The sequence below is a fragment of the Pantoea sp. PA1 genome, from assembly GCF_056856975.1.
Genome location: NZ_JBXGEE010000003.1, coordinates 370301 through 383064, shown reverse-complemented (window position 1 = coordinate 383064; position 12764 = coordinate 370301). Strand labels below are relative to the sequence as shown.

12 protein-coding genes are annotated in these 12764 nt (G+C 57.1%); 6 read left to right on the top strand and 6 right to left on the bottom strand.

Annotation, left to right across the window (positions count from 1 at the left end; translation table 11 throughout):
- Positions 1-414, bottom strand: coding sequence for an ASCH domain-containing protein (locus AC1V0D_RS15260; protein WP_009093094.1), 414 nt, complete (start codon positions 412-414; stop codon positions 1-3).
- Between the two features lie 233 nt (positions 415-647).
- A complete protein-coding gene (locus AC1V0D_RS15255) occupies positions 648-1190 on the bottom strand; it encodes a DsbA family protein (RefSeq protein WP_009093093.1) in 543 nt (180 codons plus the stop codon).
- A gap of 318 nt (positions 1191-1508) precedes the next feature.
- Here AC1V0D_RS15255 and AC1V0D_RS15250 point away from each other — a divergent pair, with 318 nt between their 5' ends.
- From AC1V0D_RS15250 to AC1V0D_RS15225, 6 genes are all read left to right on the top strand, one after another.
- Entirely contained in the window at positions 1509-1778 is a 270-nt protein-coding gene (locus AC1V0D_RS15250) for a hypothetical protein (RefSeq protein WP_046102883.1), read from the top strand.
- Between the two features lie 454 nt (positions 1779-2232).
- On the top strand, positions 2233-2823 hold the full coding sequence (locus AC1V0D_RS15245) for a fimbrial protein (RefSeq protein WP_482907705.1): 591 nt from the start codon (positions 2233-2235) through the stop codon (positions 2821-2823).
- Positions 2824-2877: 54 nt separating this feature from the next.
- On the top strand, positions 2878-3546 hold the full coding sequence (locus AC1V0D_RS15240; RefSeq protein WP_482907704.1) for a fimbrial biogenesis chaperone: 669 nt from the start codon (positions 2878-2880) through the stop codon (positions 3544-3546).
- A gap of 141 nt (positions 3547-3687) precedes the next feature.
- Positions 3688-6132, top strand: coding sequence for a fimbria/pilus outer membrane usher protein (locus tag AC1V0D_RS15235; protein WP_482907738.1), 2445 nt, complete (start codon positions 3688-3690; stop codon positions 6130-6132).
- Between the two features lie 16 nt (positions 6133-6148).
- Positions 6149-7258: a fimbrial protein gene (locus AC1V0D_RS15230; RefSeq protein ID WP_482907703.1), complete on the top strand. Its 1110-nt coding sequence runs from the start codon at positions 6149-6151 to the stop codon at positions 7256-7258.
- A 190-nt stretch (positions 7259-7448) separates the two neighbouring features.
- The gene (locus AC1V0D_RS15225; protein WP_009093087.1) at positions 7449-7976 is read left to right on the top strand and encodes a sterol desaturase family protein; all 528 of its coding nucleotides are present in this window, start codon (positions 7449-7451) and stop codon (positions 7974-7976) included.
- On the opposite strand, the gene crtB is transcribed toward AC1V0D_RS15225, so the two are convergent.
- From crtB to AC1V0D_RS15205, 4 genes are read right to left on the bottom strand one after another with little or no spacing between them, the layout of a single operon-like run.
- The gene (crtB, locus tag AC1V0D_RS15220; RefSeq protein ID WP_046102888.1) at positions 7915-8844 is read right to left on the bottom strand and encodes a 15-cis-phytoene synthase CrtB; all 930 of its coding nucleotides are present in this window, start codon (positions 8842-8844) and stop codon (positions 7915-7917) included. The two genes, AC1V0D_RS15225 and crtB, sit on opposite strands and share 62 nt — an antisense overlap.
- Positions 8841-10319, bottom strand: a complete 1479-nt coding sequence (locus tag AC1V0D_RS15215; RefSeq protein ID WP_046102889.1) for a phytoene desaturase — start codon at positions 10317-10319, stop codon at positions 8841-8843. Before AC1V0D_RS15215 ends, crtB begins: the two co-directional genes overlap by 4 nt.
- On the bottom strand, positions 10316-11476 hold the full coding sequence (crtY, locus tag AC1V0D_RS15210) for a lycopene beta-cyclase CrtY (protein WP_482907702.1): 1161 nt from the start codon (positions 11474-11476) through the stop codon (positions 10316-10318). The genes AC1V0D_RS15215 and crtY overlap by 4 nt, the downstream gene beginning before the upstream one ends.
- Positions 11463-12755: a glycosyltransferase gene (locus AC1V0D_RS15205; protein ID WP_009093082.1), complete on the bottom strand. Its 1293-nt coding sequence runs from the start codon at positions 12753-12755 to the stop codon at positions 11463-11465. The genes crtY and AC1V0D_RS15205 overlap by 14 nt, the downstream gene beginning before the upstream one ends.
- Positions 12756-12764 lie beyond the last annotated feature (9 nt).

The window sequence follows — 12764 nt, the reverse complement described above, 5'->3', positions numbered from 1 at the left end:
TCAGATCACCTCGACCAGCTGGAACGTTTCGAAAATCAGCTCCATCTCAGGGTGAAAAGAGCCTTCCCGCTGAAAGTATCGCTGATGTTCCTGACGCCAGTAGTCGAGGCTGAGATCGCCTTCACCTTCAAGCATCGCCATCTCCGGCGTCACCCGGTCAAAGCGCGTCAGGAACAGCCCGGTGGTGCGGATCACGCAGACGGGCTGCTGTTCACCGTTGAGAACAATGCTGTAACCGCCCGGCTGGGGCAGTTTTTCCTGATCCTGCCAGTTGGCTGCCGACCCACAGGTGGCCACTTTTTTACCCGCAATAATCAGCGTACTTAACGCGTTCGCCAGCTCGGGTGAATCACCGAATGCATCGACCATCGCATCCGGATATTTTTCCTGCAGTTGTTCCAGCGTCATCGCCATCAGCAAATCCTTATGAAAGTGGGTGCGTGCCTGCATCATTGCAGAGGCACCGAAAAGGTGTGCAGCCGTTCTCTCTGCAACAGCGCTATCTGCGGAGCAGGCTGCTTGTCGCCGAACAGCTTACCCGGCATTCCGGCAGGAAAACAGGCGAATCTCCGGGATAAGCCGTTTTGCCCGCCGATGTCGTGCACAAGCGCCGCTGTCAGGCAAAGCAGTGACTCAGGAGAGACGAACTAGCGTTTCAGGAAGCTCGCCCACTGCTCAATGTCATCACCGCTGCTAATCTCAGGCTGCACCAGGCCGTTAACCATAAAGGTAGGAGAGACGTGAATGCCATTCTGGCGGGCGTATTTGCAGTGCCACTTGATGGCATTCTGCAAATCGGGCCGATCAAATGCCGCCATGGCGTCGACGCCACTGTAGGTTTTCAGGCGTTCTAGAATCTGATTCGGGGTGGCATCGCGGTTCGGACCGGTGCAGTGGTCGGTAAATTCAAACTCTTCGCGGTGATCGGCAACGGCCTGCATCACCTGTCTGGCGGCCGTTTTACTTTCGCAGGCCGCGGCGAGGATATAGCGCACAATGAGACCCGAATAGAGGTGCCACGGCTGGGACTGCAGACGGATCTTCAGAGTGATGTTCTCTTCGCCTGCGTGCGCCAGTAAGGCGTCGAATTTATTGAAAGCGCGAACGGAAAACGGACAGGTAGGTTCCAGAAAGACTTCGAAGACCGCAGGACCCTGACCCCAGACCAGAACATCAGCGTGCTGATTCATTAACCACTCCTTAAGTTTAAACGTAACGGGAAGTCGTTTTACTCTGGCAAATCCGCGGCACAGCAGCCAGTTAAGAATGGGGCTCAATTGTTACAAAAATCGGCAATCAGAAGCGGAGCCGCAGGTAACAGGCGACAGGCAGGCCTCTGAATCGTTAGAATTATCCGTTCTGGCAATCTTCGCCGCGGGTTCTGGACGGCCGCTGGCAAGTCGCTATAGTTAATCAGCAGCGTTCATTCGCCTGAATGAGAAGATCCTTTCTGTGACTTCCCTGTCGGGGATACACGGGAAGCGGATACGTGTTAGAAGAGGCTAAATTTGTATACCGATCTCACCTGGAAAACACTCTATCGCATTATTAACCAGACGATCGCGGACATGCTGGATGAACAGCAGACCCTGGATGTCCTGTCACTGCGCGCCCGTCTGCTTGAACGGGCGGAAAAAGAGGAGGATGAGGTGATGGTGCTCTGCTACTGGCAGGCCTGCAAAATACTGAGGCGTTTACCTGCCACCGTGACTGCCAGCCAGTTAATGCTGGCTGCCCGCCATGCTTTTCGTGCGCCGCTGGATAACGATCTGCCCTGAGTGAAGCGGACTGGTGCGCGTCAGCCGTGAACATGACAGAAAGGGCGACGCCTGAACCGGAGAGAGATCCCTGCGGGTCATAGCGCAGAGCGCCCATTCATACCTGATTTAACGATGGACTGCTTAAAGATCCCCATTCTGGAATTCATAAATATTTTTTGAAAATATAATGGGTAATTAAAGTGATCATATTATTCATCACATCCTGTCTTTTATTTTCCGACTATTTAAGTCGGGATTGCTGGAATTGATCCTGCTCAATTAACCTCCTCAATATTAAATCTCAGCCCCGGATAAATCTGCTCGTTTAAGTTTCGTCTACCTTTGTTTAATTAATATACCCGCAACATAATAAACAGTGCGTTATTATGTTGGCGCATTCTTATTGGTGCATATTTATCCATCAGGTGGTTGGTTGCGGCCACTTTGCATGTTCTGAAAAGAGAAACAGTTGATGAATATCAGAAAACGTATTCTGCCAGTGGCGCTGGCGGGCCTTATGATTTCCGGATCAGCATTCGCCACCCCGACTGAAGGCCCATCCCCTATTAATACGAATCCGGGAACGGCAGCGGGAACGCAGGGAGCCGGTGGTGAAGTTAAATTTACCGGTGAAATTACCGATGTATCCTGCAACGTGACAACCGCCAGTAGTAAGCAGAGTATTGATTTAGGTAAGTGGGCCAAATCCTATTTCGAAAGCCGTACGGAAACCACTGAAACGCCGTTCACTATTTCAGTCACCGACTGCCCGACATCCGTCAAAAAAGTGGCGGTGCTGTTCGATGGCGATAAAGACAGTGGCGACAGTACCCTGCTTAAAGTTGCCAGCGGCGGGGCGTCCGGTGTCGGCGTGAAACTTTATGAAGCTGACCGTCAGACTCAGGTGGCTATCGGCGCCGTCTCCAAAAACGTTGATGTAGTGGCAGCCAGCACGGGGGGGCACGCCGATTTAAAATTCTATGCTGATTATAAAAGTGACGGTGCCGCTATTAATGTGGGCGCGGCCAATGCTGTATCAAATTTTGTGATGGTTTATAACTGATTTATAGCAGGGGCAACCCTGCTTTCCCTCCGTAATTCAATGGCGTAACGCTCTATGATTAAGGTAATAAGAATTATTTCGTTCATTTCGGCGTGTCTGCTTCATCTCGCGGCGCATGCAGGTGTGGTGATGGGAGGGACCCGGGTTATTTTTGCTGAAGGAAAAAAGGAAGCCACGCTGTCGGTAACAAATCAGGATAAAACGACACCCTATCTGATCGAATCCTGGATCGAGAATGCCGATAAAAATAATCACACCCGCGTCCCTTTTATTGTGACGCCCCCGCTGTTTCGCCTGGATGCCAATAAAGAGAACCTGCTCAGGATTAATTATCTGGGCATGCCACTGCCGAAAGATCGGGAGTCTGTTTTCTGGCTGAATGTCAAATCGATCTCACCCACACCGCGCGATAAAAGCAATCAGCTGCAGGTCAATATTAAATCGAAATTTAAACTCTTTTTCCGGCCAAAAGGGCTGGCGGGAAATCCGGCTGACGCCTGGCAGGACATCGCGTTTCGCCAGCAGGGCAACCAGCTGATTGCGCATAACCCGACGCCCTATTTCGTCTCCTTTTATACGCTGAGCGTGAATCATCAGGCGATCAACGATCCCGGCATGATTGGTCCGGATGAAGATCGTCACTGGACGGTCAGCCATGCCGGCCCGGTGAGCTGGTCTGCCATCAATGACTATGGCGGCGTTACTGAAGAACGTACACGCTGATGGATTTTGTTGTGGTTTTACTGATCTGATGCCGGGGCCTTAACCGTGAAAGTGACGCAGCACGCGCAGTTAAAGAAGAGAAAATATGCAAAGACGAAGCATGCCTCTTCATGGCTGGCGGGTGTACCGGGAGTGATACTGATGGTGTTCTGCCCGTTGCGGGCTGCCCGCGCCGACGACTACTTTAATCCGGCGGCGCTGGAGTTTTCATCCGATCAACACACGGCCGCCGATCTGCACTATTTCGCCCGTGAGGGCGGCCAGCAGCCCGGCACCTATCATGTCTCGCTGTTGCTCAACAACAAAGTGATTGATAGCCGTGATGTCTCTTTTGTTGAGGGCAAAAACGGGCTGATTCCACAGCTGACGGTAGCCGATCTCTCCGCGATGGGGGTAAACGTTGAGGGTTTCTCTGCATTCAGCCACCTGAAGAAAGATGAGGCGATTGCTGAGCTGGGCGATTACATTCCCGATGCCTCAAGTGACTTTGATTTTGCGCACCAGCAGTTAAACCTTTCCATTCCCCAGATTGCCCTGAAGATGAAAGATCGTGACTATGTCGATCCCGCCAGCTGGGATGAGGGCGTATCAGCGGCTTTCGTGGACTATAACCTCTCTGGCAGCAGCGGCCGCAATCAGAATGACCGCTGGAACTCGACGCTGCTGAGCCTGCGCAGCGGGGCTAATCTTGGCGCATGGCGTCTGCGTAACACGTCCAGCTGGCGTTACGATCTGGTCAGTCACTGGCAGTCTCAGACGACCTGGCTGGAGCGGGATCTTAAGACGCTGAAAAGCCAGTTCCGGGTCGGTGATACCTACACCTCGGGTGACGTGTTTGACAGCGTGCAGTTTCGGGGGGTGCAGATGATGTCTGATGACACCATGCTTCCCGAAAGTCAGCGCGGCTTTGCCCCGGTGATCCATGGCATCGCCCACAGTAATGCGCGGGTGACGGTGAGTCAGCAGGGTTATGTGATTTATGAAACCGTGGTCGCACCGGGTGCTTTCGAGATTAAAGATCTCTATCCCACCGCTCAGAGCGGCGATCTTGATATCACTATCCATGAAAGCGATGGTTCGGTGCGCACCTTCACCCAGCCTTACTCTGCGGTGCCTTATATGCTGCGTCAGGGACATCTGAAATATAGCGTCAGCGGTGGTCGTTATCACTATTCAGGCAGTCACAATCTGCGCTCACCTGAATTTGTCCAGTCCACGCTGTTTTACGGACTGCCGCATGACTTTACCGCCTTTGGTGGCGTACAGCTCGCGCAAAACTATCATGCTGTGGCGGCGGGGCTGGGCAAGAGTCTGGGTGATTTCGGCTCGCTGGGAATGGATGTGACCTTCGCCAGCACCCGGTTACCGCAGGGGCTGAGCCGAAGTGGTCAGTCCGTGCGCGCGCAGTATCAGAAAAATTTTGCCTCCACGAATACCACTTTCAGCATGGCCAGCTATCGCTACTCCTCCAGCGGATTTTATGCCTTCAGCGAAGCCAATGCGCTCACCAGCCCGGCGAGCTATGTCGATAACAAGCGCAGTCGTTCAGAAATTGCCGTCTCCCAGGGTATCGGTGACGCTGGCAGTCTCAGTGCGTCTGCCTATATGCAGCGCTACTGGCGATCAAACAGAAACGACCGCACCCTGCATCTGGGTTTCTACAGCAATTATAAAGCCATCTCCTGGGGCGTGGCCTGGTTTTACACCGACTCGACCCAGGCCCGGAAAGCTGACCGCGCTATCTCCTTCAATATTTCGGTTCCACTGAGTGCCTTACTGCCGGACAGTTCGGTCAGTTACAGCATGAATGCCAGCAATCGCGGGGATGTCTCGCAGCAGGTCGGCCTGTCAGGCCGTGCATTGCAGAACAATAACCTGTACTACACCCTGCAGCAGGGCCACGACAGTCAGGGGCAGAATGTGAACAGTAGCGGCTCGCTGGACTATCGCGGCAGTCAGGGCAGCGTCAGTGTCGGAGTTGGTCATGATCGTCACAGTACGCAGTACAGCTATGGTCTCTCGGGCGGGATCGTGGCCCATGTGCACGGCGTGACGCTAAGCCAGCCGCTGGGGGATACCTTCGCGATTGTCCGGGTTCCGGATACCGCCAATGTGGGCATCCAGAGCGGCAGCAATGTGTTCACGGACGGCCGCGGCTATGCAATTGTGCCTTCACTCTCGCCGTATCATGAAAATGCCATCGAGCTGGAAACTGAAACGCTGCCCGACAATGTAGACGTGGAACTGGATGGGCAAACGGCTATCCCGACCCGCGGGGCGATTGTGCTGGCTGACTACGCGACCCATGTGGGGAACCGGGTGCTGTTCACGCTTACCTGGCAGCATACCTTCCCGCCTTTTGGTGCCACAGGGCAGATTGCCATCCATGCCGGGGGGAATCAGAGCAGCACAAGCGGCATTGTCGCAGAAAAGGGCGAACTCTATCTGAGCGGTGTGCCCGCTCAGGGGACGGTTGAAGTGAAGTGGCAGGAGGAGGGGAAACAGAAAAGCTGTCGCGCGCCGTTCCGCCTGTTTGACGCCAGCGGCACGAATCCGGTCAGACTGGTCTCTGCGGTTTGCCAGTAATTCACAGGAGTTTCAGATGAAATCAGTTCAGCGTGTCATTAAAGGGATCGTGCTGCTCATCCCGGCACTGGTCTGCTGGCCCTCTCTGGCCCAGGAGTCGTGTCAGGGGGTGAGCCAGGTGGTCGTGCAGGTGCATAACGTCAATTATGTGCCGGGCGCCGCTGACGGCACCCCCATCTCTGCGCAGATGCCCGTGCAAAGTACCAATGCGTTTACCTGCAATAAAAACAGCGGTGAGCAGGGCTATGCCTGGAAAGATATGGGGTTTCAGATTAATGCTGAAGAGTCGGGATTACAGACCTCAATTGCGGGAGGGCACACGACGCCAATTTATCGCGTACCGGGTGTTGAGAGCATCGGATTCGCGATTGGATTTAAAGAGCTTTCATATTGCAACAGCGGCTTTTTCGATACCACCGGCAAAGGCAAAACCAGTTCGATCTGTAACTCGCAGGTCAGTCCACAGTTCAACGCGGCACACGACATCAAACTGCAGTCCTATGTGGTGTTTTACAAAATTCCGGGACAGCATTCCCCGCTGAATCCAGGCAACCAACCCGCGAATGTCGGTGAGGTAAACATCGGTAATGCCAGCCTGAAGGTGGGGAACAGTGCGGCCAGCAGCCAGCCGATCAACGACAGGCCACAGCTCTTTCTCTCCAGCTTCACGGTGCAATATGGCAGCTGTGCCGTTGTCACATCCCAGTCTGCGATTAACGTGGAGATGGGAAAAGTGAGTAAGGCGGAGTTCACCGGCATCGGCAGCCGGGCGGGAAGCGAAAAAAGTTTCCGGATTCAGGTGATGTGCGAACACAGCGCCGCAGTCAAAGTCGGCTTTTTTGGCATGGCGACCGCTGGCGACAAGGATGCCATCAGCCTGACACCACAGAGTAACGCCGCGTCAGGGGTGGGCATTGCCTTGACCTATGGGCCCGGTCTGCAGGTTGCAGAAGGCCAGCGCGTGCCGCTGAATGTGCCGACCGATCAGCTGCCGGTGCTGACTACCGTTTCCTCACCCGATCAGGCGAAGTCGATGTCGTTTAACGCCCAATATATTCAGACCGACAGCCAGGTGACGGCGGGCAAAGCGGACGGGACCGTCACCTTTAATCTGGTGTATAACTGAGCCGTTGCCGCTGACGCGGATTCCCCGGTTATGGCGACCGGTTTCCCTTCCGGGTCCGGCTACCTGGGTTATCCGCTTTATCATCTGCAGTAATTGTTAAAACCCGCCAAACCCGCCCGGCTGTTTCTGCCATTCTCTGTTAAAATTGAACCTCTGCGCCACTTTGCAGGATGCATGTTCGGGAGAAGCTATGTTGTGGATTTGGAATGCCCTGATTGTTCTGGTCACCGTGATCGGCATGGAGATAACGGCTGCGCTGGCGCACAAATATATTATGCATGGCTGGGGCTGGGGCTGGCATCTGTCGCATCATGAGCCGCACAAGGGCTGGTTCGAGGTTAACGATCTTTATGCGGTGGTGTTCGCGGGCCTGTCGATTTTACTGATCTGGCTGGGCAGCACGGGCGTCTGGCCGTTGCAGTGGATCGGCGCCGGGATGACGCTTTATGGCCTGCTCTACTTTATTGTTCATGACGGCCTGGTTCACCAGCGCTGGCCCTTCCGCTATGTTCCGCGCCGGGGCTATTTACGTCGGCTCTATATGGCGCACCGGATGCATCACGCGGTGCGCGGAAAAGAGGGGTGTGTCTCGTTTGGCTTCCTCTATGCGCCACCGCTGTCAAAACTGCAGGCGACGCTGCGTGAACGTCACGGCGTTAAACGGGGCGCTGCCAGAGGTGAGCGGGGCGTGGAGCAGGACGCGCCATCCGGGAAGTAACCGCCTGACCTGACGCCGCCATCAGCATGACCAGTTTCTCGGGCGTGCTGGTGGACAGGCGCTGATCCCACGCCGCTGGCCCTGCCTGAATCACTTTCATGCCGATTTTACGATAGACCTGCTTCGCGGTTGCGATTGCCCATGCCGATCGCAGCGGCAGGCCTGGCAGACCTGCTGTGGCCGAGTGATAGTAGGGCTCCGCCGTTTCAACCAGGCGACGGGCGACGCGGCTCAGCGCCTGACGATGCTGTGGCGCGGCCAGAGTTTCCCGTGTAAGCCCCTCTTCAGCCAGCCACGCTTCAGGCAGATAACAGCGGTCTGCGGCCGCATCTTCGACGATGTCGCGGGCAATGTTGGTCAGCTGAAACGCCAGACCGAGATCGCAGGCGCGATCCAGCGTGGCCCTGTCGCGCACCCCCATGATCTGCGCCATCATCAGACCGACCACGCCCGCCACGTGATAACAGTAGCGCAGCGTGTCGTCCAGGGTCTGATAGCGCGTCTCACGCACATCCATCGCAAAACCGGCCAGATGAGCAAAGGCGTAGTCAGGCAGAATATCGTGCGCCATCGCCACCTCCTGAAAGGCCGCAAAGGCAGGCTCATGCATCTGCAACCCGGCATAAGCCTGGCGGGTTTTTGTCTCCAGCTGCGCCAGACGCTGTTCGGCGGAGAGTCGCGACGGCGTATCGTTGCTGAAGCCCAGCACCTGATCGTCAATCACATCATCACAGTGACGGCACCAGGCGTAGAGCATCAGCACACTGCGTCGGGTTTTGGCATCGAACAGTTTCGATGCCGTGGCAAAGCTTTTTGAACCCACTTCCATGGTTTCTACAGCATGATCGAGCAGTGACGGACTGTTCAAGCCAGATCCTCCAGCATCAATCCTGCCGTGGCTTTCGCCGAGCCCACCACGCCGGGAATGCCTGCGCCAGGATGCGTGCCTGCGCCGACCAGGTAGAGGTTACTGAGGTGTTTGTCGCGGTTATGTGGCCGGAACCAGGCGCTCTGGGTCAGGATGGGTTCAACCGAGAAGGCGGAGCCCTGATAGGCGTTCAGCTCATCGCGGAAATCGAACGGCGTGAAGATGCGGTGCGTCACCAGCTGACTGCGCAGGCCCGGCATGTAGTGCTGTTCCAGATAGTCAAAAATACGGTCGCGCAGGCGCGGACCTTCAACCGCCCAGTCGATATCAGCCGTGCCGAGATGCGGCACCGGGGCCAGCACGTAGTAGCTGCCGCAGCCTTCCGGAGCCAGTGAGGGATCGGTGACACAGGGGGCGTGCAGGTAGAGCGAGAAGTCCTCGGCCAGACCATCACGATTGAAGATCTCATCGATCAGTTCACGGTAGCGCGGGCCGAAGCAGACGGTGTGGTGAGCCAGCTGGTCATGATGATGATTCAGGCCAAAATAGAGCACAAACAGGGAGTTGCTCATGCGCTTGTTCTGCAGTGTCTTTCCCTGAGCCACAGAAGGGGGATGCTGACGCAGCAGATCATGGTAGGTGTGCACCACGTCTGCGTTGGAGGCGACGGCGCGGGTCGGGAGTACCCGGCCATCTTCGAGATGGACGGCCGTAATCCGGTTTTCCTGCGTTTCCAGCCGGGCCACGCTGGCATTCAGTTCCACTTCGCCACCCAGATCCTCGAACAGTTTCACCATGCCCTGCACCAGTGCGCCCGTGCCGCCGCGCGGGAACCAGACTCCCCATTCACGTTCCAGCGCATGAATCAGCGTGTAGATGGAGGAGGTGGCAAAGGGATTGCCGCCGACCAGCAGCGAGTGAAAGGAGAACGCCTGACGCAGGTGTTCATCCTCAATGTAGCTTGCCACCTTGCTGTAAACACTGCGCCAGGCCTGCAGTTTTGCCAGCTGCGGCGCGGCGCGCAGCATGTCGCGGAACGAGAGAAACGGCACGGTGCCCAGTTTCAGATAGCCTTCGGCGAACACGGCGCGGGAGTAAGCCAGAAAACGGCGATAGCCTTCGACATCACGCGGATTAAAGGCGGCGATCTGCGCTTCCAGTTCGGGCTGATCGTTGTCATAACTGAAGACCCTCCCTGACTCCCAGCAGAGACGATAAAAGGGCCTGACCGGCAGCAGCTCAACATAGTCAGCGAGCTTTTTGCCCGCCAGCGTAAATAACTCTTCAATCGCGCTGGGATCGGTGATCACCGTCGGGCCGGCATCAAAGGTGTATCCCTGATCCTGATAAACATACGCCCGGCCGCCTGGCTTATCGCGCTTCTCCAGCAGTCGGGTGGGAATGCCTGACGCCTGAAGGCGAATCGCCAGCGCCAGACCACCAAAGCCTGCGCCAATTACTGTCGTTCTGTTCATTGCATCGCCTGTTGACGGTGAGGAGTCATGATAGCCTGTAACGCCGCCAGTACGGGGACCGGGGGCTTGCCGCTTAAAATACGCAGCCGATCAGGCAAAGTAAGTTTTCCCGCATAAAAACGGGCGATCAGACCTTCGGGAAGGCCATAAAAACGTTGCATCACCTGCCAGCGCTGCCCGGCTGGCCCCGCCAGAAACAGCATCCGGTTCAGCATGCGAAAGAAGCGCTGCTGCTGCCAGGCCTGGGAGGCCACCTGTCTGATAGTGGCGTTGAGTGAGGCCGATGTCATTACGGGCATCTCCGCCAGCCGATCAGCCAGCGCCACTGCCAGCGGCAGTGAGTAGCCGGTGGTGGGATGAAACAGCCCGGCGCGTAAGCCGCTGCACGGCAGGTCACGCTTTTGCCAGAATGCGTCAACGTCGCCTGTCAGCGTGATGGGCAGGGCACCCTGTTCTTCGCGCAGCAAACGGGCCAGCTGCCAGCCCTGCTGCGCCGCATAGTCACGAATATTCTGGCGGGCGCGCTCCCCGTCCAGCGTGGCGTGGTCGATATAATGGGTGTCTTCAATCAGCAGCGTATCGGCCGAAAAGGGCAGGCTGTAGACAAAGCGATAGCCGGCCTGCTGGTCAACCGTGGCATCCATAATAATTGGCGCGGTCAGCCCGTGTGGAGCACCCAGCTGCCACTCCTGGCCGACAAACGACTGGAAGCCCATGCGCAGCGCGCCATCGGGCTGGTAGCCCCGGCCATCAATCACGGCATCCGCTTCCACTACCCGCCCATCCTCCAGCGTAACCGAGTGTGAATCGAGCGTTGCGACACGCGTATTCAGCAGCAGGTCAGCGGCAAAGTGATCGCGCATTACCTGAGCGAAGCGCTCTGCGGTGACACAAAAATAGCCACTGTTCAGATGGCGCTGACGTTGCGGAAAGCGCACCTCATAACCGGGCCAGTGATGCACCACCAGCGGGGCGATCCAGCGGTGCTGCGCTTCAGTCAGGTCGTCTGCATGAAAGGACCAGGTGTGATGGGCGCCAGGCTGACTCTCCGCGTCAATCAGCAGTATGCGCAGCGACGGGCGCTGCTGGCGGAGGCGCAGCGCAATCAGCCCGTTGGCCAGCCCCGCGCCCACCAGGATCAGATCATACCGTGGCATAGGCACTCCCGTTCAGCACGGGCTGGCGGGTCAGCATCGCCTGCTCGACGATGTCCGCTGCCAGCGAGGCGCCACCCGCCTGACGAAGCGCGGCGCGCAGGGGCTTCATCTGCTGAGCATAGTGCGTATCCGTCAGTAAGGTCTGAAGCTGGCGGGCCATGGCGTGACTGGTGGTAAAGCGTGAGGCGCGGCGGCCGATACCGTGCCAGACCACCCTGGCGGCCACGCCCGGCTGGTCAAAGGCCAGCGGGATTGTCAGTAGTGGCGTCAGATGGTTAATCGCATCCAGCACGGTGTTCATGCCGCCGTGGGTAATGGCCAGGTCGGCCTGGGCCAGCGCGGCGGCCTGGTCAGCAAAATCGACAACCTGAACATGGCTGGCCTGCGCCAGTTTCTCCGCCTGAAACGGCGACAGGCGGCCACAGTGGGCCAGCAGTAACTGCGCGTCGATCTCCTGACAGGCGCGGACGATCGTTTTAAACAGGCCGTAACGGTGTCCCTGCAGGGTGCCGAGGGAAGCAAAAATGCGCGGCCTGTTGCCATGCGGAAAATAGCGCGGCTGTGCGGCCTGGGGCGCGTCCGGGGCGCGCAGCGGGCCAACAGCATGAAAATGGTCGGGCAGCGCCTGACGGGGAAAATCCAGCGCCGGGATCAGCTGGCTGATCTGTGCCAGCGGAGAAAAACAGTGGTGCAGCTTTTCCCGCGGTGACAGCCCCATCGCATGGGCGTTACGGGCGATTACCCTGTCGTGGCGGCGCATCAGCCAGTCGTAGATTTTTTCACTGGCACGATAACGTTCGCGCGCCTGGTCGCTGGTGCCATAGTCAAACGGCATCACTGCCAGCGGGAAATCCGCTTCACGGTTAAGCGGCAGGGCACAGGCCACCGAAACATAGGGCAGATCGAGTGCTTCAGCGGCCAGCGCGCCGGCCGGCTCCATCTGATCGACAATCACGCCATCCACTGCCAGCGTATTCAGCACCACCGGCAGTTCGCGACAGAGCATATCGCTGCTGCGCGCCATCTCACTGATCAGTTTCAGCATCGACGGGCCAAGGGGGTGTGCAGCCAGCTGCAGGGTATGCGCCAGACTCCCGGCAGGATGCGAGGTTAAGCCCAGCGGAAAAAAGCCGATGCGGCGGTCGGTGAGCAGTGCGCTGACGTCCGTCTGCTGAATAAAGGTGATACGGTGTCCGCGTGCTATCAGGGCCTGGCTGAGATGCTGAAGCGCCTGCACATGGCTATAGAAGGGCGGTGCAATAACCGCAAAGTGGCTCATGCAGCATCC

What these genes read in the sequence shown, in the direction of transcription:
- AC1V0D_RS15225 (WP_009093087.1), top strand. Translation starts at nt 7,449, where the DNA reads ATGTTGTGGATTTGGAATGCCCTGATTGTTCTGGTCACCGTGATCGGC.
- AC1V0D_RS15255 (WP_009093093.1), bottom strand. Translation starts at nt 1,190, where the DNA reads ATGAATCAGCACGCTGATGTTCTGGTCTGGGGTCAGGGTCCTGCGGTC.
- crtY (WP_482907702.1), bottom strand. Translation starts at nt 11,476, where the DNA reads ATGCCACGGTATGATCTGATCCTGGTGGGCGCGGGGCTGGCCAACGGG.
- AC1V0D_RS15215 (WP_046102889.1), bottom strand. Translation starts at nt 10,319, where the DNA reads ATGAACAGAACGACAGTAATTGGCGCAGGCTTTGGTGGTCTGGCGCTG.
- AC1V0D_RS15245 (WP_482907705.1), top strand. Translation starts at nt 2,233, where the DNA reads ATGAATATCAGAAAACGTATTCTGCCAGTGGCGCTGGCGGGCCTTATG.
- AC1V0D_RS15235 (WP_482907738.1), top strand. Translation starts at nt 3,688, where the DNA reads ATGGTGTTCTGCCCGTTGCGGGCTGCCCGCGCCGACGACTACTTTAAT.
- AC1V0D_RS15240 (WP_482907704.1), top strand. Translation starts at nt 2,878, where the DNA reads ATGATTAAGGTAATAAGAATTATTTCGTTCATTTCGGCGTGTCTGCTT.
- AC1V0D_RS15205 (WP_009093082.1), bottom strand. Translation starts at nt 12,755, where the DNA reads ATGAGCCACTTTGCGGTTATTGCACCGCCCTTCTATAGCCATGTGCAG.
- AC1V0D_RS15260 (WP_009093094.1), bottom strand. Translation starts at nt 414, where the DNA reads ATGGCGATGACGCTGGAACAACTGCAGGAAAAATATCCGGATGCGATG.
- AC1V0D_RS15230 (WP_482907703.1), top strand. Translation starts at nt 6,149, where the DNA reads ATGAAATCAGTTCAGCGTGTCATTAAAGGGATCGTGCTGCTCATCCCG.